21 protein-coding genes and 1 pseudogene are annotated in these 22,094 nt (G+C 62.8%); 18 read left to right on the top strand and 4 right to left on the bottom strand.

Translation table 11 applies throughout. The features are described 5' to 3' along the window. On the top strand, positions 1-452 hold a 452-nt coding region (locus tag Q0082_RS00975), incomplete at its 5' end, for a sensor histidine kinase (RefSeq protein WP_298188871.1). Positions 453-470: 18 nt separating this feature from the next. On the opposite strand, the gene Q0082_RS00970 is transcribed toward Q0082_RS00975, so the two are convergent. The 3 genes from Q0082_RS00970 to Q0082_RS00960 form a co-directional block, all read right to left on the bottom strand. Next, a complete protein-coding gene (locus Q0082_RS00970) occupies positions 471-1,274 on the bottom strand; it encodes a hypothetical protein (protein ID WP_298188868.1) in 804 nt (267 codons plus the stop codon). 201 nt (positions 1,275-1,475) lie between these two features. After that, a complete protein-coding gene (locus Q0082_RS00965; RefSeq protein ID WP_298188866.1) occupies positions 1,476-2,738 on the bottom strand; it encodes a type II toxin-antitoxin system HipA family toxin in 1,263 nt (420 codons plus the stop codon). After that, on the bottom strand, positions 2,735-3,046 hold the full coding sequence (locus Q0082_RS00960; RefSeq protein ID WP_298188864.1) for a helix-turn-helix domain-containing protein: 312 nt from the start codon (positions 3,044-3,046) through the stop codon (positions 2,735-2,737). The genes Q0082_RS00965 and Q0082_RS00960 overlap by 4 nt, the downstream gene beginning before the upstream one ends. A gap of 173 nt (positions 3,047-3,219) precedes the next feature. Between Q0082_RS00960 and Q0082_RS00955 the strand changes: the two genes are divergently transcribed. The 12 genes from Q0082_RS00955 to Q0082_RS00900 all read left to right on the top strand — a co-directional run bounded on the left by Q0082_RS00955 (position 3,220) and on the right by Q0082_RS00900 (position 17,054). Then, positions 3,220-7,434 carry a strawberry notch-like NTP hydrolase domain-containing protein gene (locus tag Q0082_RS00955; protein ID WP_298188862.1) on the top strand — a complete coding sequence of 1,405 codons (4,215 nt, stop codon included), beginning with the start codon at positions 3,220-3,222 and terminating at the stop codon, positions 7,432-7,434. Between the two features lie 141 nt (positions 7,435-7,575). Next, entirely contained in the window at positions 7,576-7,887 is a 312-nt protein-coding gene (locus tag Q0082_RS00950) for a PadR family transcriptional regulator (protein ID WP_298188860.1), read from the top strand. A gap of 182 nt (positions 7,888-8,069) precedes the next feature. Further along, on the top strand, positions 8,070-9,020 hold the full coding sequence (locus Q0082_RS00945) for a hypothetical protein (protein ID WP_298188858.1): 951 nt from the start codon (positions 8,070-8,072) through the stop codon (positions 9,018-9,020). After that, the gene (locus tag Q0082_RS00940; protein WP_298188856.1) at positions 9,011-9,910 is read left to right on the top strand and encodes an alpha/beta hydrolase-fold protein; all 900 of its coding nucleotides are present in this window, start codon (positions 9,011-9,013) and stop codon (positions 9,908-9,910) included. The genes Q0082_RS00945 and Q0082_RS00940 overlap by 10 nt, the downstream gene beginning before the upstream one ends. 21 nt (positions 9,911-9,931) lie before the next feature. Next, the gene (locus Q0082_RS00935; protein WP_298188855.1) at positions 9,932-10,939 is read left to right on the top strand and encodes an alpha/beta hydrolase; all 1,008 of its coding nucleotides are present in this window, start codon (positions 9,932-9,934) and stop codon (positions 10,937-10,939) included. A gap of 184 nt (positions 10,940-11,123) precedes the next feature. Next, positions 11,124-13,202, top strand: coding sequence for a ParB/RepB/Spo0J family partition protein (locus Q0082_RS00930; protein ID WP_298188852.1), 2,079 nt, complete (start codon positions 11,124-11,126; stop codon positions 13,200-13,202). 82 nt (positions 13,203-13,284) lie between these two features. Next, entirely contained in the window at positions 13,285-14,223 is a 939-nt protein-coding gene (locus tag Q0082_RS00925) for a zincin-like metallopeptidase domain-containing protein (RefSeq protein ID WP_298188850.1), read from the top strand. Between the two features lie 407 nt (positions 14,224-14,630). After that, positions 14,631-15,272: a hypothetical protein gene (locus tag Q0082_RS00920; protein ID WP_147161491.1), complete on the top strand. Its 642-nt coding sequence runs from the start codon at positions 14,631-14,633 to the stop codon at positions 15,270-15,272. A gap of 11 nt (positions 15,273-15,283) precedes the next feature. Beyond that, a complete protein-coding gene (locus Q0082_RS00915) occupies positions 15,284-15,907 on the top strand; it encodes a hypothetical protein (RefSeq protein WP_298188847.1) in 624 nt (207 codons plus the stop codon). Positions 15,908-15,921: 14 nt separating this feature from the next. Next, positions 15,922-16,122, top strand: a complete 201-nt coding sequence (locus tag Q0082_RS00910; protein ID WP_147161489.1) for a hypothetical protein — start codon at positions 15,922-15,924, stop codon at positions 16,120-16,122. Between the two features lie 82 nt (positions 16,123-16,204). After that, positions 16,205-16,555, top strand: a complete 351-nt coding sequence (locus Q0082_RS00905) for an antitoxin Xre/MbcA/ParS toxin-binding domain-containing protein (RefSeq protein ID WP_133722890.1) — start codon at positions 16,205-16,207, stop codon at positions 16,553-16,555. Positions 16,556-16,559: 4 nt separating this feature from the next. Beyond that, complete coding sequence (locus Q0082_RS00900; protein WP_298188839.1) at positions 16,560-17,054, top strand: RES family NAD+ phosphorylase; 495 nt, start codon at positions 16,560-16,562, stop codon at positions 17,052-17,054. A gap of 34 nt (positions 17,055-17,088) precedes the next feature. Here Q0082_RS00900 and Q0082_RS00895 read toward each other — a convergent pair whose 3' ends face one another. Continuing rightward, the gene (locus Q0082_RS00895; protein WP_217373630.1) at positions 17,089-17,586 is read right to left on the bottom strand and encodes a hypothetical protein; all 498 of its coding nucleotides are present in this window, start codon (positions 17,584-17,586) and stop codon (positions 17,089-17,091) included. 65 nt (positions 17,587-17,651) lie between these two features. On the opposite strand from Q0082_RS00895, the gene Q0082_RS00890 reads away from it, so the two are divergent. The 5 genes and pseudogenes from Q0082_RS00890 to Q0082_RS00870 form a co-directional block, all read left to right on the top strand. After that, positions 17,652-18,938, top strand: a complete 1,287-nt coding sequence (locus tag Q0082_RS00890) for a hypothetical protein (protein ID WP_298188837.1) — start codon at positions 17,652-17,654, stop codon at positions 18,936-18,938. Between the two features lie 140 nt (positions 18,939-19,078). Continuing rightward, positions 19,079-19,621, top strand: coding sequence for a hypothetical protein (locus Q0082_RS00885; protein ID WP_179506747.1), 543 nt, complete (start codon positions 19,079-19,081; stop codon positions 19,619-19,621). A gap of 103 nt (positions 19,622-19,724) precedes the next feature. Beyond that, positions 19,725-21,398: an ATP-binding protein gene (locus Q0082_RS00880; protein ID WP_298188832.1), complete on the top strand. Its 1,674-nt coding sequence runs from the start codon at positions 19,725-19,727 to the stop codon at positions 21,396-21,398. 149 nt (positions 21,399-21,547) lie between these two features. Then, positions 21,548-21,829 carry a DUF3768 domain-containing protein gene (locus Q0082_RS00875; RefSeq protein WP_298188829.1) on the top strand — a complete coding sequence of 94 codons (282 nt, stop codon included), beginning with the start codon at positions 21,548-21,550 and terminating at the stop codon, positions 21,827-21,829. A 73-nt stretch (positions 21,830-21,902) separates the two neighbouring features. Then, a pseudogene (locus tag Q0082_RS00870) lies at positions 21,903-22,094 on the top strand (hypothetical protein); the annotation flags it as partial.

Below are 22,094 nucleotides of genomic sequence, written 5' to 3'. Positions count from 1 at the left end.
TGGCAGCACGGGCGCATTTCCAGACTGTTGATCTGAGCGCGGTAGTGACCGATGTGGCTGAGGTCTTCCGGCCAGCGCTGGAGGGCAGCGGCCTCCAGCTAGTCACCAGCATCGCGCCCGACCTGACTGTGTCCGGCGATCGCAGGCTACTGCAGCAGATGCTGACGAACTTGCTCGACAATGCTGCGCAGCACACACCAGCGGGGACGACCGTCTGCATCACCCTTGAAAGCACCCGGGACGTTACCAGCCTCGCAGTGACTGATGACGGGCCGGGGGTCAGCGAGAAGCAGGCGCCCGAACTCTTCAATCGGTTTGCGCGGGGCGACCGTAGCCGATCAACGCCCGGCCATGGTCTGGGGCTGGCGATGGTTGCGGCAATCGTTTCAGCTCATTCTGGCAAGGCCACCATTGCCCCCAGGCCTGGCTTCGGCGTCCACATATCACTGTAGCTCAACCCATCCAGCGCATCAGTCAGTGGTTTTGTCTCCACGTGACAGAGTTCTCTGCGGAACAAAAATGATCAAAAGGATGATTGCGACAATGAGCGCCGCAGATGCGGCGGAACGGCTGAGTTCAAGACCTCCACTTGCAAGCGGCTTGTCGAGAAAGTCGCCCACCGTCGCGCCAAGTGGGCGTGTCAGAATGAAGGCGGCCCAGAACAGTGCAACTCTGCTGACGGCGGTTTGCCAGTAGAGCAGTGCCAGAATGACCAGCGCCAGGCCAAACAATGAAGCGGCGCCGAGATATCCGAGCGGCCCATCAGCCACCCAATCGCCCAACGCTGTGCCCAAGGTCTGCGACAAGGTGATTGTCACCCAGTAGAACACTTCTGTGCCCGGTGCATGAATGTCAGCGACGTTGATCGAGCCTTCCGTCTGGTACCAAAGCAGGAGACTCGCCAGCACCATCCCCAGCAACAGCAGGGATCCTCCGGGATAGCCGATGCCGATCGAGCGGGTTGCGAAGTCGGCCATCGTCGTGCCCGCTGTCGTGGATGCGATGATAGTGGACCAGTAGAGCCAAGGATGAAACCGGAGGGAGCGTATCTGCGTCGCCACGAGCACAACAAGTGCGGTCAAGAAAATCGCGGTTCCCACGAGATAACCATTGAGACCACCCTGACCGGCCGTGGCGGTCGTTTCTCCCAGCCAGCTCATGCTCACGGTGTCGCCGGCGGTTTCGCCGAAGGTGGTTGCAAGGATCTTGATGATCCAGAAGCCCAACGTAATCGCTGGCACCTTGCTCAGGGCTGCGTACTGAGACGACTTCATGACGGACCTCGTGTCGTAGAGAAGGGAGCCTAGCAGCCTCGGACGGTGAACCCGTGGTGAATATCAACCCTTCACCCCGTTTCCTCGAAGAATTTGAGGTAGCTCGAACTAGGCAGTATCGTTCTGCTATGACGATGCCGGTCGCCGGGTGACTTGAGCGAGCCACAAATTGGCCTCTCAATCAGCTGACGGGCTAGGCTTTTAGCCAAATTGTTGTGCTACAGAATCCAGGCCGTCCGAAACAATGGACTTGGATAGATTAACCCCGGCGTCACTCGCATGTGACGCCCAATCGGCGAGTGCTGCGCGAACATCGTCAATGATGGCCGCCACACGTTTTGTTGGAATTCCGTGGCTCTTCGCAAGCGTCTCGACATGCTCTCGCGTGATGGTTCGCCCTTCGCCCAGAACAGCCATGTAATGCTCGCCGCCCGGGCCATTCGAGAACGTGAGGTCAAAGGCAGGCGCGAGCCGCCAATCTCCCCGAAGATCCATCAGGTAGGCGTGCTGGCGAACATGATCATCGCGATTTCGCGCGAGCACGTTGAATACCATGCGGCGGAAGGCCTGCTCCACGTCCGCCATGCTGTGAGTGATGGCCAATGTCGCCTTCAGGAACCCGTCGTAGTCGACGCTGGGCATATGTGGCGAGGCTTCGAGCACCCCGCCCAAGCTCACCATGTGAAGCCTCTGACCTGGCACTGGTCGATCGAAACGCCTTGTCGCGAAATGGCCCGACCCGGTCGCCGAAGAGATCAACCGAGTCTCAGCCATATCAATCCCCGCGGCGCGGGCCATCCGGGCGTAGGCCTCCTCCAACGGCCCGATATCGGCGGGGTCGTTCGTCGCTGCAAACTTGACTATCCATTCCTCACCAGCACTCTTGTTTCCCGCTCCGGCCAGCTCGTCTCCGGCTGACAGGTTCCCGGCTGCGTCGATCGCCACATGGACTTTCGGCCGCGCGCCGCCCGAGCCGCCGCCCAGACGAGTGAGCAGCGCCTCCAGCTCTGTCTCCTCGCCGAGCAGAACGTGGCGGGATTCATCGGCCAAAGCATCGAGGTCGATAGTACTTGAAGCTTCACCATCAAGCGTTTCAGGCTGGAATACGAGGGCGCCCCGACCTTTCGTGCCAACCAGGGCGAGCCGGTCGACCGCATTGAGGTCTTCGAACCGGTGACCCATCCTTTGAAGCCGCCGTTTCAGCAAAAGCAGGCCCCAGGCATCGGGCAGACAGTCCGACAGGAAACCGTGGAGGCCATCGAAGGTCCGGCTGCGGGCGGGGTGCAGGCCCGGCTCAGCCGGATAGTGCAGCGGGGAGATTGGCAGTTTTTCCGCGATGACATCTGCCGACCATTCGAGCTGAGCAAGTCCTCTACCCATCGCCAGCCTGCCGACCGAGCGCGGCGCGGTAGTCTCATCGGTCAGCAGCCCAACCGCTAAAGGCGTTCCCGGAGCCAGCTTCATGACCTTGTCCCGCTGGCACGCTTGCGCTGCGGCTTGGCAGCCTGGCGCTGCTGCGCAAGAAGCTCGTCCATGCTGCTTGCCGCAATCTCAGGGAACAGCGTGACAATGCCCTCGTCGCAGCGCAGTGCGATGGCAGCGCGCACAAGGTCTTCGATGGAAGCCCGGCCTTCGGCCTCCATCCGCCGCCATGTTCTGTGGGCCACGCCGGCTTTGGCGGCTGCCGCTTGCTGTGTAAGATCAAGGGCCAGGCGGCGGGCCTTGATCCGCTTGCCGAGGCCCGTCAGCTGATCCTGTAGCGTAAGTAGCATGGGCCATATATGGCCATCAAACTTCGTAAAGTCAAATTATAGGCCATATATGGCCGATGAAAGACCCCTAGCGGAACTTCGGTTCACTCTTCAGGTGTAGTTCCGAGGCTCCGCGCTGCCAAGCCAGAAGGGGAGGGGGATGCTCTGATGCGCATCAGCATCAGGAGCAGCGCATGACCGATCTTTTCACCCAGTTCGACACCCGCCTTGATCAGGCCATCGACGAAGTCGCGCTGGAGCTTGCCAGTGGATCGCTGAGCAAGAATACGCTCTTCAGCGTCATGAAAAACCTCTACGGAGGTAGCTCGGCTGAAGGCCGCTGGGCACAGCGCGATGCCTATGACCTCCTCGAAGCAGGGGTGACCCGTCACCTGCTAAGGTCAGCCGGTCCGGTGCGCCTGGACGACATTACTGCTTTGAGCCTTCTGGTTGAGGAGCTGCCAACCCATACCGTCAGGAGCGAAGACCAGATCCGGTTTCAGCAGTTCTCTACGCCTGCCGATCTCGCGGCACTCGCGACCTTCCTCGCGCAGCCCCGGCCAGACGATATCGTGCTGGAGCCGAGTGCGGGACACGGGGCGCTTGTGGCCAGCCTGCCGACGGTCAGGCAACTGCACCTCAATGAACTTGATCCCAAACGCCGTGAGAAGCTCGCTCTGCTTTTCAAGCATGCCGAGCTTACCGGGATCGACGCTGCGATGCTGGCATCCGCGCTGGATCCCTCGCTGCGCCCCAGCCTGATTCTGATGAACCCCCCATTTTCCCGATCGGAGGGCCGGGGCGTCGACCAGTTCGCAGCGGTGCGACATCTGCGCGCCGCGCTCGGTAGACTGGCTCCTGGTGGTAGACTTGTGGCGGTCATGCCGGACTGGTTCACCACCAGCGCCAAGCTTTCGAAAATCTATGACCAGACATTCGAGAACTGCACAGTGCAAACAGCTTGCCGCCTTGCCAGATGTTATCACAAGCAGGGCACGAGCGTGCCGGTTCGCCTCTATGTGATCGACAAGGTCCCCGGAAACATCCGTCCTGCGATCCTTGCCCGATCGACCGTCGCAGAGATTGCCGGGGCGATCACAGTGGTGAAGCGGGCAGTCGGTCCTTGCGAGCTTTCACCAATTTCCGCACGGCAGCAGACCAAGCCAGGCACGCTGTTCAAGGCGATGCGCACCAGTGTAAAGGCGCCTGCGGCAAAGCCGCGGGTGATCGAAGCGCCATCGGTATCGCCGCTCGTTATTCGCCGTCTGGAAACGCCTCGGCCTCTGGGTGAGCAGGCCGGGGTCTATCTGCCCTACCGCCCAAGCCGGATCGACATTGAAGGCGCAAAAGCGCACCCGACCCCGCTCGTGGAAAGCGTGGCCATGGGCTCCATCCCCGCGCCGGTGCCTGAGTATTGCCCCAGCCTGCAGGACCGCATCCTCAAAGAAAGCCTGCTTTCAGAAGCGCAGCTTGAGACCGTGATCTATGCCGGCAATGCCTGGCAGCAGTATCTACCCGGCCTGTTCGTCCCCGCGGATGAGGGTGTCGCTCTCACTCTGGCTGAAGACGGACACTGCTACCGCAAGGGCTACTTCCTCGGTGATGGCACTGGCGCGGGCAAAGGCCGGCAGATTGCCGCCTGCATTCTCGACAATTGGTTGGCCGGACGCCGCAAGGCGATCTGGGTATCCAAGAACGAGAGCTTGCTCGAAGATGCGCGGCGGGACTGGAGCGCGATCGGCGGGATGCCTGCCGACATTCAACCACTCTCCAGCTGGAAGATCGATCAGCCGGTGCCCTTCCGTGAGGGGATCCTCTTCGTAACCTATCCCACGCTGCGCAGTCAGAGGCAGGATGCGACCCGTCTCAGGCAATTGCTGGACTGGGCTGGGGCGGATTTCGAAGGGGTCATCGCCTTTGACGAAAGCCATGAAATGGGCGGTGTCGCCGGAGGGGAGGGCGCTCGCGGGAGCAAATCTGGCTCCCAACAGGGTATCGCCGGCGTCATGCTCCAGAACCATCTGCCCAAGGCCCGCGTGCTCTATGCCTCGGCGACCGGGGCCTCTGAAGTCAACAATCTCGCCTATGCGGTGCGGCTCGGCCTCTGGGGGCCAGGAACCGCCTTCGCCAACCGCGAGGACTTCATCAGCCAGATCAGGGCAGGGGGCATCGCTGCCATGGAGCTGGTGTCGCGTGACCTCAAGGCCCTTGGGCTGTACCAGGCCCGCGCGCTGAGCTTTGCCGGGGTCGAGTACGAGATCCTCAAGCATGACCTGACGGCCCAGCAGATCGCGGTGTACGACACCTACGCGGATGCCTGGTCGATCATTCACCAGAACATGGAGGAGGCGCTGGCTCTTACCGGCGTGGTCGACGACATCGATGGCAGCACGCTCAACGGCGGTGCGAAGGCTGCAGCGCGCAGTCGCTTTGAGAGCACCAAGCAGCGCTTTTTCAACCAGCTGCTGCTTTCGTTGAAGCTCCCAACCCTGATCTGCGCCATCAATCACCACCTCGACCAGGATGACGTGGTGGTGGTCCAGTTGGTCTCGACCGCCGAAAGCATCCTCGATCGACGGCTCGACAGCCTTTCACCCGAGGAGCGAGCCGAACTCGACCTTGATCTCAGCCCGCTTGATGCGGTGATTGAATACCTCGAGCGCGCCTTTCCCACCCAGCAAATGACGCTCTATACCGACGACACCGGCGCCACCCGTTCGACCCCGATGTTCGACGAGGACGGCCGTCCCGTGCACAATCAGGCTGCGATTGCCCGGCGCGCCGAGCTGATCGAGCATCTCTGCGCGATGCCGCCGATCAAGCCGGCCCTCGACGGCATCATCGAACACTACGGAACGGACAAGGTCGCAGAAGTCACCGGGCGCACAAAGCGCCTCATTACCCAGGCTGATGGCAACCAGCGCCTCGAAACCCGCTCTCCGCGAACGAACCAATCGGAGACCGACCAGTTCATGGATGGTCGCAAACCCATTCTCGTCTTCAGCGATGCAGGCGGAACAGGACGTTCCTACCATGCCAGCCTTGACGCGGCCTGCCAGAAGCGCCGGGTGCATTTCCTGCTCGAGCCGGGTTGGCGCGCTGACCGGGCTATCCAGGGCCTCGGCCGCACCCACCGCACCCATCAGGCGAACACACCCCTGTTCAGGCCGGTCACGACCAACTGCAAAGGTGAGCTGCGCTTCACTAGCACGATCGCGCGGCGCCTCGACAGCCTTGGAGCATTGACGCGCGGCCAGCGCCAGACCGGCGGCCAGAATCTGTTCGATCCGGCGGACAATCTCGAAAGCCCTTATGCCAAGGCGGCGCTCACCAGCTGGTTCGGCCTTCTCGCAGAGGGGACGCTGAAGAGCGTTACTCTGTCTGACTTCGAGCGACGCAGCGGATTGACGATCGTCTCCCAGGACGGCGTGCTCGAAGAAGACCTTCCCCCGATCCAGCGGTGGCTCAATCGCATTCTTGCACTGCCGATCGGCACGCAGAATGCGATCTTCGACGAGTTTCTTGGGCTGGTCGAGGCGCGGGTTTCCGCGGCGCGGGAGGCCGGCTCTCTGGATGTCGGCGTCGAAACGATCCAGGTCGAAAGTGCCGAGGTCACCGAAGATATTGTGTTGCGGACGGACGCAAGGACCGGGGCGACCTCGCACCTTCTCCAGCTCGCGCTGAGGACGCGTGCCCGGCCAATGACGTTAGAACGGGTAAAGCAGCGCCTCGACCTGTCGGACGGGTGCATGCTGATGCACAATACCAAGAGTGGCAGGGCAGCGCTGGCCGAACCGTCCCGGCACTTCATGACGGATCGGGGCGAGCTGATCCGCCGCGTCATTCTCCACCGACCGCTACGCCGCGAATACCATCATCTTGATGATCTCAAAGAGTCCGCTTGGGCGGAGTGCTCTCGAGAGATCTTCGAGCAGTTCTGGTGTGCCGAGGTTGCCGAGTTGGCCGAGAAGCTGACAACCGAGAAGATCTACCTCGCCACAGGACTGCTGTTGCCGATCTGGTCGAGCCTTCCCATCGAATATCTGGAGGTTCGGCGAATTGTCGATGAGGAGGGACGCAGCTGGCTCGGCCGCATCGTTCACGAGCTCGACGTCGCAAACCTTCTGCAGAAGTTCGATATTACCTCGAGTGTCGAACTCACGGAGCAAACGATCCTCAAGGCGCTCGGCGAGCATCGGACGATCCCTATCAAGCAACCATTCGAGGCCACCATCAAGTCCTCGCGGGTCGCCAACGAGCAACGCTACGAGATCGTCGGCGCCCCTGTCGACCAGCTGCCCTGGTTGAAGAGCATCGGCTGCTTCACCGAGATCATTTCATTCCGCACACGGGTGTTCATTCCGACAAGGGCAGCGGAGGCCGTGCTGGCGGCGCTCCTGATCCGGTGATTCCGGTCACCATTATCGCGCGGCCAATAACCAGTCGGACTTGTTGTGCACGAATGGGCAAGAACGGTAACGATTGAGCCCAAAAAGAGCGCATTCAGTCAGCGGCTTGACTCTAAATCTATATAAGTAGAGTTAAGGAGCATGACTCGCTCACGCTCCTTCTCGCCAGCGGCCAAGCTGGTGCTCGCCGCGCTGCTCGATAGGGCCGGATCATGGTCCTATGGCTATGATCTGGCTAAATCCACGGGCGTCAAATCCGGAACGCTTTATCCCTTGCTGATCCGGCTCGAGGACAAGGGGTTTCTCGAAACCGAATGGCAACCTCCCGCCGAACCTGGTCGTCCGCCGCGCCACACTTACAAGCTGACGGCGGCCGGGATCGAGGTGGCCCGCGCTAACCCGGTGGAACCGGCCGGCGCGGCCCATTCACGGCTACGCGAGGTACGAACATGAGCCGCCGGACTATGCGCAAACTGTCCGACAAGCTGCTTGTCCGACTGGTCGGACTGGCACCAGTGCGCATGCGGGACTGGGCTGAGGCTGTGCGGGCAGAGGCGGCGGCCATCACGGACGATAGCGAATCCCTGCGCTTTGCAGTCGGGGCGGGCTCGAGTCTGGCGCTTACCTTCATCAGAGTGAGGCTGAGCGATGCTGTTGGCTTTGTCACTGATGGCCTTGGGCCGCGCCTTGTTGCCGCCCTCGCAGCTATTGCGGCAGTCGTGATCGGCGTTGTCCATCTCTTCGTTGCTGACGCCTCGGCATCGATGATCTTTGTGAACATCGTCTCGCTCGGCGTGGGGCTTGCGCTGCTGGCGGGGGCGGCCGTCTGGGAGGGCCTTCCTGAAAGTGGCCGCACCATCGTAGCGATCATCATTCCCGGATTGCTGGTGCTGACCAACGTATTTGGCGTTTCGTCGCATGGCGTTGTGCGATGGGTGGCGGTTGGGCCGTTGATGGTGCAATCGAGCCTGATTCTCCTCCCCGGCCTGCTAATGATGTTCGCATGCAGTGCGACGGCTGCCTGTGCAGCGGCTGTAATCGTTGCGGCGGTGGTCGTGGCCATGCAGCCCGACCGGGCGATGGCAGGCGCAATGTTCGCCGGGATCGCCATGCTCTCGCTGCTGTGCCGCAACAGGCATGTGCTCCTTGCGCTTGTGGCGAGCGCGTTCGGTTTTGTGACCACCATTGTACGGGCCGACAATCTGCCTCCCATGCGCCTCACCGAGGGCGTGTTCTCGGAGACCTGGCGGGTTCACCCACTGCTCGGCATCGCAGCTGCGGTAGGAGGCGCGATCCTGTTGCTGCCCGCTGCGGCCTTCGGCCAGCAAAACCGGGATGCAGCGCGGCTTTGCGCGGTATTCGGCGCGGTGTGGCTGGCAATCATTCTGGCTGCCGTGGTTGGCAATTATCCTACGCCGTTGGTGGGATACGGTGGCAGCGCGATCATCGGATACCTGCTTAGCGCCTGCATGCTGCCGCCAAAGCAGCATGCTCGCGACCGGCTGCTTGCCGGCGGCAGGCAGCCCGCAAGGCCCCAGCCGGATTTCTTTGTCCGACTGTTCCCGAGGAAAACGTCATGCGCCTGACCCCGCGCCATCCCCGCCGCGCAATCGCTCTCGGCATTGTCGTCGTCCTGTTGGCTTGTAGCTATTGGGGCTGGCGCACGCTGACTACCCCGCAGGGCGCGCAGACTGTGGCCTTCACCCCCGCGTCGGAAGAATGCGCGAGCGACGGCCCCATGAAGTATTGCATCTATCGGGCGCGCGGCGGGACCAATGGCGATATCGTCTACCACTTGCATGGCCGCAATCTCGACGAGCACGTCTGGAACGATGCGACCTATTACACGGGCCTGCTGCAGGCGCAGTGGCAGGCAAAGGGCATTCGTCCGCCCACGGTTGTAACCTTGTCCTATGGCGGGAGCTGGCTGCTGTCTCCGAAGGGTGCTGCCCCCGACAGCGGCCTGCTGGAAGACTTGAATGGGCGGATCGCCGCGATCGAACAGAAACTCGGCACGCCCCGGCGGCGGATCCTGTTGGGGGAGTCGATGGGCGGGCTCAATGTTCTGGTCACAGGGCTCTCGTACCCTGAGCGTTTTGCCCGCATCGCGGCTTTGTGCCCGGGCGTCTACAAGGTATCCCCCTTTGCGCCGATCAGCGAAATCAGGGTAGGCTTGGTCCGCACTGGCGCTGATCCGAAGATCGCTTTCGGCATCTGGATGCTGGCGCGCCGCTATTACAGCAATGACCGCGAGTGGCGATCCTCCTCCCCGCTGACCTTGATCGAGCGCGCAGGCCCCCAGTCCCCGGCGCTGTATCTGTCGAACGGACTGTACGATGCCTTCGGCAATTTCGAAGGCACGCAGGCACTGGCCGAGCGGGCCCGCGCGCGCGGCGTTCAGACGGAGTGGCATCCGCTTTATGGAGGGCACTGCGCCTTGGACGCGCCCTCGGTTGCCGCGTTCCTCGTATCGTGAACAACACGGGAAGCGATTGCGATGCGTAAGCTTGGCCAGGTCGGCATAGCTGGCGGTTTTGCCCTGCTGCTTGCAGCATCCTCAGGATCAATCGCCGCGCGTGAGCCAAGACAAGCCCGGGTCGAAGTGCCCAAGGTCGAAACGGAGGGCGTGTGGCAGGCTCCTCCGGACGGGGTGCAGATCCCGCTCTGGCCCGCCGATGTGCCGCTCGCCAAGCCCGATACCGGCGATCACTCGGAGGCAACCGGTAACGGCTCCCCTCTGGTCGGCGGACGCAAGTGGCACTGGGCAAGCTATGTCACCCGACCGACCATGACCGTCTTCGCGCCAAAAGGGCTCAACACCGGCGCTGCCATGCTGGTGCTGCCAGGCGGGGGCTTTTACGCGGTCGCTACCGACCTTGAAGGGACCGAGGTGTGCGACTGGGTAACTGCCCGGGGCTTGACCTGCGTCATGCTTAAATATCGCACCCCGCAGGTGTGGCCCCGGATTGATGGCAAACAGACGCGGCCCGAGGTGCTGCTCGGGCTGGAAGACGCCCAGCGCGCCATGAGCCTGCTGCGCCGTGATGCAGCCCAGTATGGGATTGATCCGGCGAAGATCGGGGCAATCGGCTTTTCTGCAGGTGCTTATCTCGTCACCGAATTGAGCAACAAGCAGACGCGCACCTTTCCGACGATCGATGATGCCGATCAGCAATCGACGCGGCCGAATTTTGCGGTTGTAGTCTATACAGCCCGGCTGTTGGATGACGACAAGGGCAAGAACAACCTCGCGCTAAAACCTTGGGTTGCTATCAGTGAGGAGGCGCCGCCCACGCTAATCATCCACGCACTTGACGATGACGTCGATGACGTGCGGGAACCGCTAGCATACATGCTTGCATTGAAGGACGCGGGTGTCCCTGTCGATCTGCGAGTCTATGCAAGGGGAGGTCACGCCTTCGGCATGCGCCCCACTCAAGATCCCGTCACCCATCGTTGGCCGCAACATCTTGAAGAATGGCTGCATGATATCGGCGTCTTGTAAATAAGGACACTGCCCTGATCGGCGCGCCCTTCTAGTAGTTCGCACCGGTTTGCGCTGAGCGCTCTTGACCCATGGCAAGTTCGACAAGTGCACAGACTCTTGGGTGCATAAACCCGAAAATTGAGGGGAGGGGGAGGGGATCTGTGCCCCGGTGATGGCCGGGAGCAGATCAGGAGTGACCGAGATGCTGATTCCCTTTTCCAAGCTCTATCTGAGCGATGCGAACGTGCGCAAAACACGCAACGACCAAGAAGATGCGCAGCTTTCTGCGGACATCGAGGCCCGCGGCCTCTTGCAGAACCTGCTGGTGACCAAGAGCAAGAAGCGCGGCCAGTATGCGGTGATCGCAGGCGGCCGCCGTCTGCGCGCCATCGGCATGATCATCGATCGCGGTGCCTGGGCAGCGGATGCTGAAGTCGAATGCAAGCTGCTCGGGGGTAGCGAAGAAACCGCGGGCGAAGCCTCGCTCGCCGAGAACTTCCAGCGGGTCGGCATGTCGCCGGCTGAAGAATGCCGCGCCTTCCAGCACTTCATCAAGGAAGGCAGCGATATCGCCGCCGTGGCGAAGCGCTTCGGACTCACCCAGCGGTTCGTCGAAGGCCGCCTGCGCCTTGCCAATCTGGCAGCGCCGATCTTCGAGGCACTCGCCGCCGGCGACATCACCCTCGAAATCGCCAAGGCCTATGCCGCGACGGACCAGCACGAAGTGCAGATGCGCGTTTTCGATCAGATGCGCCATGCCTACAACCCCAGCGCTGACGCCATTCGGCGCATGGTCGCCACCGGCGCCATGCGCGGCAATGACCCTATCGCGCTTCTTATCGGCGAGGATGCCTATGTGGCTGCCGGCGGAAAGGTCGAGCGCGATCTGTTCAGCGATGCGGGCGAGGATCGCTGGATCGATATCGAAATCGCGCACAGGCTCGCCTCCGAGAAGATGGAAGTTGAGGCCCAGCGCCTCACGGCCGAGACCGGACTCGCCTGGATCAGCCCCGTGGCCGCAAGCAACTCCTGGCAGGCGCGCAGCGAGATGGGCGTGTCCGCTGTCCGGCTCCCGCCTGTGCCCCTCACTGAGGCGGCAAGAGCCCGCATTGACGAGATCGACGCCGGGATCGACGAGATCAGCGCAATCTTCGATGAAGGTGACGACCAGGACGACGTCGACTTCGGGAAGCTCGAGGCCGAGTACGAGGCGCTCGATGCCGAACGCAGCGACCTCAATAATCCGGTCCGTGAACTGCCCGAAGAATGGCGCGGAGAAGTCGGGCGCTTCCTCGTGCTCACCACCCGCGGCGAGATGGTTCTCGAGGCAGATTACTACAGCGAGAAGCGGTTGTCGTTCGAGACCGATGACCACGGCAATGTGACCGCGACGGCAGAAGAGCCGGCACCGACCTCCGGGGGCCGCGCAAGCGGTACTCCCGCACGGCCTGAAGCCATCGCACCCGGAAGCGAGAAGCCGATCAGCGCGAGGCTATTCGACGAGCTTGCCGTTCAGCGCCGCAATATCCTGTCGGCCTGCCTGCTCGGCGATCCGGGGCTTGCCCTCGATTTCGCTATCTTCGCGCTCGCGGACAATCGCAGCTATGAGGGGAAGGGCACCTCGATCAAGGCGGGACGGCCGAGCGATCCTGCGACCGGCGAGGTTCCGCAATCAGCTGCAGAGGGCATTCTTGCCGAGGCGGAGGAAGGTCTCGACAAGGCGTGGCAGGAGCAGACCAACGTCGCGGCCCGTTTCATCGCCTTCCGCGACCTCGAAGACGATGCCAAGGCGGCCTGGCTTGCCTATGCGGTGGCGCTCTCGCTCGAGGCGAAGAAGGGCTACGGATCCGAATATCATCCGGTCCATGCCGTGCTCGGGTCGATGCTCGATGTCGACGTTGCGGCTCTGTGGCGGCCGACTGCCGAGAACTTCTTCGACCGGGTAAGCAAAACCTCCTGTCTGGCCGCGCTGACCGAGGTTGGCGGAAGTGACCTCGCAGCGCGCTATGCGCCGTCCAAGAAGGCGGACCTCGCCAAGACCTGCGAGACGATCTTCGCCGGCAAGGCGATCATCGAGCAGGAGGTGAAGGAAGCTGCCCTTGCCTGGCTGCCCGAGGCCATGAAGTTCAGCACGGCCGCGCCGGGGGGCGTGCAAGGCGCTGATCCCGAGGTCTCTGACAACGGCGAGGCCGATATCGACGCAGTCGATGGGGCGGACGCGCAGGCTGATGCCGAAGAGCAGCCCGAAGGCGCCGCCGAAGACACGGCAGTGGCTGCCTGAAGGCCTCACCCTCCTCCTGATGTCCTGGCCCGGTCGCTCACTCGAGTGGCCGGGCCTTCTTCTTCCAAGAAGGGAAACGCCGATGCGCCGCGGACCAAAGCGCGATGTCGCGCAGGAAATTACCAATCTCATCATTGCACGGATCGAGGCCGGCACACTGCCCTGGCGGCGGCCCTGGAAAAAGACCGGGTCGGGTGGCGCGCCTCTGCGTGCTGGCGGATTGCCCTACACCGGGATTAATCGCCTCTATCTCTGGGCGGTCGCCGACTGCCTCGGATATGCTTCGCGCTACTGGATGACCTATCGTCAGGCTCAGGAACTGGGCGGGCAGGTGCGCAAGGGTGAGACGGCCGAGCCGAGCATCTATTTCAACAGCACGAGCAAGACCGACGTTGATCAGGCGACTGGCGAGGAGACGTCGAAAACCATCCGGTTCATGCGGTCCTACAGCGTCTTCAACGCCTCGCAGATCGAAGGCCTGCCGCCGCATTTCTATCCCAGTCCGCTCCCTGAAGCACCGCCGACGCCCTCCGTGAAGGCAGTGGCCATCCAAGCCTTCTTTGCGCCGATCCCTGCGGACATCCGTCATGGCGGCGACCGTGCATTCTTCTCGCCGGGCGGAGACTACATCCAGCTTCCCGAGCGGGGCGCGTTCCGCACCGAAGACGGATATGTCGCTACCAAAGCCCACGAACTCGGACACTGGAGCGGGCACCCCTCGCGGCTTGCGCGCACGTTCGGCAAGCGGTTCGGCGACAAGGCCTACGCCTTTGAGGAAATGGTTGCCGAGCAGGTAAGCGCCCGGATCTGCTATGAGCTTGGCCTGCCTGCAGACCTCCATGAAAGCCACGCCAGCTACATCGCCCATTGGCTCGACATTTTGAAGTCCGACAAGACCGCGATCATCACGGCTGCCGCCAAGGCCGATCAGGCCTTCAACCTGCTTGCAGCCTATTCGGGCTATGAGAGCGAACCTGCGGAGGAAGCCCATGAAGAGGCGCCAGTTCCGGCTTACGCTTGAGCCAACTTCAGAAGACGCAGTGCGGCTCGCGCAGCTCAGCCGCTATGCCAGTGACCTTTCGCGCGGAAATGCCGCGGACATTGGCGCTGCACTCGGCGACCATGTTGGAGCGTTGTTCCCCGGGCGGAATCGTCACGCTGTCCTAGAGAGTCTCCTTGGCAAAGGAGAACCCGGTTGGTCACTTGTGCCCGCCCCGGGGAAGGGCGGCGCGCTGGTCATCGAGACAACCGAGGCTGGCGCTGCGGTCTCCGCGATCGCGAGGATCCTAGAACAGATCGCACCCGGGACACTCGTGCGGCCGATGATCTATGAACCAGTGTCGCTGAACAACTCGGGCGGACATCTTCGCCGCCTGCATTGAGGGGAGGGGGAGGGGGCCATTGCACTTGCAATGGAAAGGAAGCCCCATGTCCTGCGACATCGATTATCGTTACCGCCGCGCGCTCGAGCCCGATGGGCTGACGACCTTCGAAACCGCGCTGCGGGCATTGAACGAGGCCGTTGATGATGTGCGCCTCGCAGGCCGGCAGGTCGCCACCTGTCCCGCGGTTCTGCTCCTCACCCGCCACCTTCAGCGCATTGCCGACGGAAGGCCGACAACCTGTGAGGCCGAAGATCAGATCTTGCGCGCGCAGTGCATCGAACGTCTCGGCGAGCTCAAACACCGACCGGCGATCATCGCGCTGGTCAAGCGCGGGATCGACTATCGTCCCGAAGAACTGCGCCACTACCGGCGCGAAGGTACGCGCGCCCTCCGCCAGATCGCCGCCGGGATCGGGCTCGATCATTCCGCTTACCGCATCAGTTACTACACCTCGCAGGAGGCCCTCGCCGGTGAGCATGTGCTCGAAGCAGAGGGCGTCTACATCCGCATCAGCCCGGAGCGGTTCGGCGAACCGGGTCTTGCCTGGCGCAACCCCTTCTGGAAGCCCCCGGGCGCGGTCATGCGCAAGGCTCCAATCACGGCTCTTGCCGACATTCCGGCACTCACGGCGCGGATCGCTCGCGAACTGCAAATCGCACCTCCGGCGCAGCCGGGGCTCATCTGAAGGACACGCACATGGGCTGGCTCTACATGCACCGCACAGGGATGGGAGGGCATGAAACGCCCAAAGCCTATCTCGACGATCAGCTGACCTACGAACACGAGGCCAGCGAAGATGCTCCGTTCCGGGGGTGCCGGGTCCTCAAGAGCGTTTTCACCGGCAGCACCTACTATGCAGCCGTCGAGCGCTACGGCGAAGACCGCAAGAGGCTCTACGTGACGGCGGTTATCTGCCTGGTCCGCTGGAACCCGAACGCAGCCGATGGCCTGATCTTCGGGTACAAGGACATGGATGAACAATCCGGCCCCGTCGAGGCGAATTGCCCGCGAAGCATCCTGGAACTGCTCACCTCATCCTCACACCCCTATGCCCTGGACTGGCGGAACCGGTGTTACGCCATGCTGCGTCTCAAGGAGCGCAAGGTCGCTGACGGCGACATCCTGCGGCTTCCCGAACCGCTGCGTTTTACCGACGGCAGCGAGCACCGCGAATTCCGGGTCAGCAAGCGCGGCAACAAGATCGAGCTGCGGACGCCCGACGGCGTCGGGGCCTACCGCATCTCCCGGCTGATGGAGCGGCGCTTCGAGGTCATCCGTCCGGCCCGAAAGATCAAGACCTTCTTCCCGGCAGCCCAGTAGCGAGGGCCTTTTCCATGATTTCTGCCAGCCTCGATCCGCGCCGCCGCATCCTTTGCGGGCGGGCCAATGCCGAGCGCGTCGCCATCCGGATGAGCGCGAAGACGGGCAAGAGCCATGCTGTGGTCAGAACCAGCAACGCGCTCCAGCCCTTCTGTGTGATGCCAACGGGGGAGAACCCTCCCGGTGCAATCGAGCTGCAAGTTGTCGTCCTATGACCCATATCGGTGCCATCCATCCGGCGGCTTGAATGCCGCAAATAATGACGCTATATAGCGTCAGAATTTATGGAGCTTTGCAATGGCGATTCAGAACTACGCTGACAACGGCGCGTTTGCTCCGCGCAAGATCGTCGACGCGCTGCGCACGACCAGCGACGAACTCGCACGCTCGCTGGGCCTCGGCAAGGACGCGATCCAGCGCAAGGACCGGATCGCGTCGGATCGTACCCAACGCCGCCTTCGCCAGATGGTCGAGGTCCTCAACAAGGTCGAACCGCGCTTCGGGTCGGCCTTGCTGGCTTATGCCTGGTACCGCTCTGAGCCGTTGCCGGGCTTCTCGGGCCAGACCGCAATGCAGCTCGTACAGAGCAACCGGGCCGATGACGTGCTGACCTATATCGACGCCGTCGACGCCGGCATTCACGCCTAAGCGCATGCACTTCACCGGGCTGCTCTACCGCGCCCACAATCCGGTCTGGTCCCGCGAACCGCTCTCGGGGGAGGGGGCTGCCCGGTTTGGTGGACGGTTCAATCGCATGGGGCGCCCTGCGCTCTATACTTCGCTCGCGCCCGAGACGGCGCTGCGCGAGGCCAATCAGGTCGGCACGTTGCAGCCGACAACCCTGGTTGCCTATCAGGCCGACATCGGGCCCTTGCTGGATGGCCGCGACACAGCCGCGCTGCAGCCTTTCGGCATGGCGCCAGCGGAGCTCGCTGACCCTTCGTGGCGGGACCGGATGATCTCAGGACAGCCAGTGCCGACGCAGGATTTGGCCGAGGCCGCGATTGCACAAGGCTATGTCGGTATCGTCGTTCCAAGCTATGCCCGCGGCGCTCCCGCCGACGCTATCAACCTCGTCCTGTGGGACTGGGAAGGGCGTATCTCGCTCGTAGATGACGACGACCGGCTTGGCCTGCGCAATCCCTGATTTCTGGCGGTAAGGCCGGCAGGCAGATGCCTGCCTAGTCTTCGATAAGGCCGCCAAGCGACGGATCGAGATACCACGAGGGTCCCTCGACGAAGTCGGCCGAACGTGCCGGAACCGGCCCGTCGGGCTCACTCGCGACATAAGGATTGATCTGCGGTGCGGGCCGCTCGCCTGAACGCAGGAGCTGCCCCGACATCTGGCAGCGAGGGCGCAGGATCTCGAGCAGCCATTCAAGATCATCCAGCATCTGGACGATGCCGCGCCCCGCAAGCGTGTAGTAGAGGCAGCGCTGATAATCGTCGCACTGGCACGACAGCACTTGCGTCAGCTTGTTCTTGGCACCGGGCGTGCCCTGGAACACCCCCTGCAGCGCTTCGTAGAGTTCGCGCGCAGAATAATAGGCATCGAACGCTTCGACGCCGATGGACGCGTTGGCGAGCGAGCGCCGCGTAGGCGACACAAGAGGGTCAAGCGATGCATCGCGGAGCGTCAGATCGAGGTCGAACTGGCCGAGATCGAATACCTTGTTCATAAGACAGAATTCCTCTATGTGACGAACATAGAGTGAACAAAAGGGGCGGTCAAGAGGGTCGGACCATGTGGCTGGTCGCCAAGGACACCACAGGTAGCACCGGGCGCGTCGCCATTGGCGACGGTCTCCGGGCAGCCTTGGTCCGCTGGTACACGGGCCATGGCAACGAGGCCGATCACCGGGCCTGCGTCTCCCTCGTCGTGACAGCGCGCGAGAATCACAAATGGCTCGCCTGCGATTGTCTGGGCGAGGCCACCGCGCCGCCGCTGCTGAGCCCGGCCTATCTCAGCTTTCAGGAAACCTATTACCTGCGGCGACTGACAGCGAGGCCGTTGCACGCGCCGGCGTGTCCGTTTTTCCTGCCTCAGGCGCCGCCGCGCATCCGTGAGACAGCGAGGGATTCGCTCTACGCGCTCGATGTTCCAGATGGCCTGTTCAACGCGCACCAGAAGGCGCCGGAGAAGCTTGCCCAAAAACCCGACCACAGCGAACCAGATGACCGATCGCGCGGGGTTGCAATCCCGCGCCTTGGCAAACTGCTATGGCTGCTGCTCGAGCGGGCAGGCTCCAACGTGCTGCGCGAGCTTCCGCCAGCAGGGCCACGGGGGGGCTCGATCAGCCGGGAAATGCGCTTCCTGCGCCAAGCAGCGCAAGGTCTTGAGATTGCGCCCGGGGTTCCGCTCTCGGCCCATCTCTACACGAACGCCGTCGATTACGAGAAACGGCGGGTTCACGCCCGACTGCGCGCCGCGGCCGAAACATGGCCTCATGAATTTGCGCCCCAGGCCTTTCTTCTGCTCGAGGCCAACGCGGTCACCTCCACTGAGATCGTCACTGGTCTCGGCACGATCCCGGTCCGAAACCGCATCCAGCACACCGGGATCATCCGCGCTGAAGTCGAGCCGCCGTTTCTGGTGCTTGCCGTCGTTGGCGAGCACAGCAGGAAGGAGGGCTATGTCGCGCTGCGAGCCTATGCTCAGCCGGTCTTCAGCGGCAACCAGTTCGTGCCGACCGAGCGAGACCACGACCGTGAAATTCTGCGGGCGCTGCAAGACGCGCAGTATGTCCTGCGGCGCCGGGACATCAGGATGGCGGTGAAGAAGATTCTCTTCGATCTGCCCTTTGCGGACATCTCCGTAAGGCCGGATTTCCTGATTGCCCTCCTCGACGACAACACTGGACAGGAGTGCCGCTTCGCGCTGCAAATCCTCCAGTCGGCCGACGAGGATTATCTCGCCCTCAAGGCGATCGAGCGGAATCGTCTTTCGCAGCTTGGACCGGTAGCGGCCCTCCCTCTTGGAGACGTCACGCCCGAGACCGTCGCCCGGACCGCTCTTGGGATCCTGAGCTGAAGTAAAGGGGGAGGGACTGAGCGAACCTGCAACAAGAGAGTTCGCTCATGCCATGTTTTTCCCCATCACCGCGTCCCTGCACTTCCATCTGGGGCGCCGTCCAGCAGGCCGATCAACTGGCCCCCGGCATATGGTCCGTTATGACCGCCAGCCACGGCGGCATCATTCTGTCCGAACAGAGGCAGGCCGCCATGCCGCCGGCGCTAACGATCGAGGGCGGGTCCTACGAGGAAGACTGCGACTGGTCGCTCCCGATCCTGGCCTTCACCAGCGAGCTTGAAGGGCAGGGTTCCTGTTCCGCAGGCTTCCTGCAGCTTGCCCGCGATACTGCCCGATGCTGGCACTCGGATCGCTTCAGCGCCTTTACCGGCGAGGCGGTAAAGGAAAATGCTTCCGCGATCCTGCGGACGCGCAAGGCCTACATCGCCGCGATCGGCGAATTCTGCGTCACCAGCGCCTGGGGCGATTGGGCCGAATGGGTGCCGGAAGGCAAAGTTGGCGTGATTGCCCGGCAAGTCGAGCGCGTCGATCACCTTGGCCGGCCAACCTATGGCGAAGCCGAAGTCTGCGCGCTCATCGCCAAGGACCTCTACGCCGCGCGCGGCGAGGTCACGGCGTTGCGCGATACGGCGCACGAAGTCATCCCGATGCCTGAGATCCTGCGACCGAAACGAGTGGGCTGATGGGCAGGCCGAAGGCCGCCCGGCTCTGGCCAGGCATCAATCCGCCGATTTGAAGGGAAGGGGGAGGGGAAGGGCGAACCAGTGCGATGAAGGACCCCTTGCCATGAACCCGACAGTTATTCGGCCCAGTGTGAGCGCGAAGACGATCACCAAAGTCACACGCCTCTTCAACGGTACCATCGGCGATATTCTGGGTGAGCTCCTCCAGAACAGTCGCCGTGCGGGCGCTTCCAGGATCGATATCACCTGCTGCGCAGATCAGGACGGAGCGCGACTGACACTCGTCGATGATGGATCCGGCGTTGCCGATCCCCAGACCATGATTGCGCTGGGGGATTCGGGCTGGAGCCAGCACATCCATGAGGCCGAAGACCCGGCAGGCATGGGTGTCTTCAGCCTGGCGGGCAAGGACACCCGGATCAGCTCGCGTCATGCCGATGCCGACACCGGATGGTCGGCGCATGTCCCTGCGGATGGCTGGATCGGCGCGCAGGACATTGCCGTGCGGCCCCTTGCTCGCCCGGTTGGGACGACCATCACCTTTCTGATGCCCGGCGTGAGCGAGCAGACGGCCGAGCGAATTCTGCGCGAGGTCGCGAAGTTCTACCCGCTGCCGGTGTTCTTCAATGGCGGGCAAGTGCCGCGCGAGGACTTTCTCGCCAAGGCGATCTACATGGCCGAATGGAACGGCAGCCAGATCGGGGTGTTTGAGGGGCGCGAATACCACCAGGACCCCACCACGAACTTCCATGGCATGGTGCTCACCCGCAAGCTTGCCAGCGTCTCGGAGAGCCTTGGCGGCAAGACCTACCATGCCCGGCTCGATATCGGCTCCACTCCGGGCCTTGCCCTTGTCCTCCCGGCACGCAAGGAGTTCGTCGAGAACGCCGCATTTGCGGCGCTTCAGACAGCCTGCAAGCGCGCAATCTATGCCGCGCTGGCGCACAAAGGCCAGCACCGGCTTTCCTTCGACAGCTGGAAGGAAGCGCGCGATCTGGGGGTCGCCCTGCCGGAGGCCGACCCCTGCCTGCCCCGCTGGCATGCTGCCATCGCGGAAAGCGACAACGTCAATGTCGAGTATGAGGAGGTCGCTACAGGACCGGACACGATCCTTGTTGCGGATCTCGAGCCCGACATCGGTCAGGGGCTGGAGCGCGCGCTGCGCACGCATCCCCTGCGCCTGCACCTCGCCCAGAACCATCCTCCTTACGCAGGCTATGGCTGGTATGACGCGCTGCATCAGCTCGGCAACGTGCGCTTCTATGTTGCAGCCGGGGAGCAGGGCCACGTCATCGCCGAGAACGGCAGCTTCCCTCCGCTCCAGGACCATGTGCGTGCCGAGACGATCGAACTGAGGTTCTGTGTCTTCCACCGTGCCACCGAGACCCAGCGCGAGGAGCGGATCCCGGCAGATGTCGCCTTCGTCGTAAACGAAGATGGCTGGTACAGCGGCGTCGACCAGATCCGCATCGCTTACGTGCCGGGGCCGGACCTGCCCCCTGAAACGCTGGTCGATCTCATCGAGAACGTCTGTTTCTGCGCAAGCGACGACAGCGAGGCCGACTCCTGGGAAACCCAGCACGAGCACTTCTTGCGCGATGCCCGCGAACTCGCGGCCCGGGTGCTGCTTGGCGAGGACGAGGCCATCGCCGCGCGCATCCGCGACACGCTCGCCGGCATCCTGTGGGTCCTTCCCAAGGATCGGCAGGTCGCCATTACCGTCACCCCGGGAACCGCGATCGATGTTCAGCTGTCCGCTTGTCAGCCTGCCGGCTGAGTCCCGCGAGGCCGTCCGGTTGCCCACTTTTCGCCACTTCGATCGGGAGGAAACTTCCCATGCCTGACACATCCGACCTCTCTTGCGCTCGGCAGCGGACCGAGCGCATCGCGTTGTTGAATGATACAGCGCGCCAGGGCCGTGACCGCATGGCCCGCATCGTCATGACCTCCGGGCTCCTTGCAGAGCTTGGCGGCGACACGGTGGCAGACAGCATGATGGCACAGGCTCGGTTGATGGCCGCTCTGCGTCATTGCACCTTCGCCCCGGATTCGCCGGAGCGAGACTTTGCAAGCATGGATGTCGATGGCATCAAGGTGCTGATGAAAGTCGATTATTACGACACCGAACTGACGTTCGGGTCAGACGATCCGGCCAACCCTGCCATCACGCGCAGGGTCATTACGCTGATGCGGCCAGAGGATTACTGATCAGGGTCAGGTCCGAATATGTCACAGCGCTGCGGAGCATCAGTCCGGTGAATGGTGGGGAGGTAAAGAGCGCATGAGCAGGCACAAAGTACCGCTTCGTCACGGGATCGCGGCGGCAAGCGCTTATATCGGGTGGGACCGCCCGCTGCAGACCTATTTTGCGCAGGTTCTGAGCGCCCCTGACGAGGACGGCGAGGAGACCGAACTCTTGTGGGTGGGCACTGCCTTCGGCGAGCTGCCTCGCGCAGTTGACGCAATCCGTGTG

The organism is Novosphingobium sp., from assembly GCF_027489515.1.
In the GTDB taxonomy this organism is placed as follows: domain Bacteria; phylum Pseudomonadota; class Alphaproteobacteria; order Sphingomonadales; family Sphingomonadaceae; genus Novosphingobium.
This window is presented reverse-complemented; position numbering and strand designations above follow the sequence as displayed.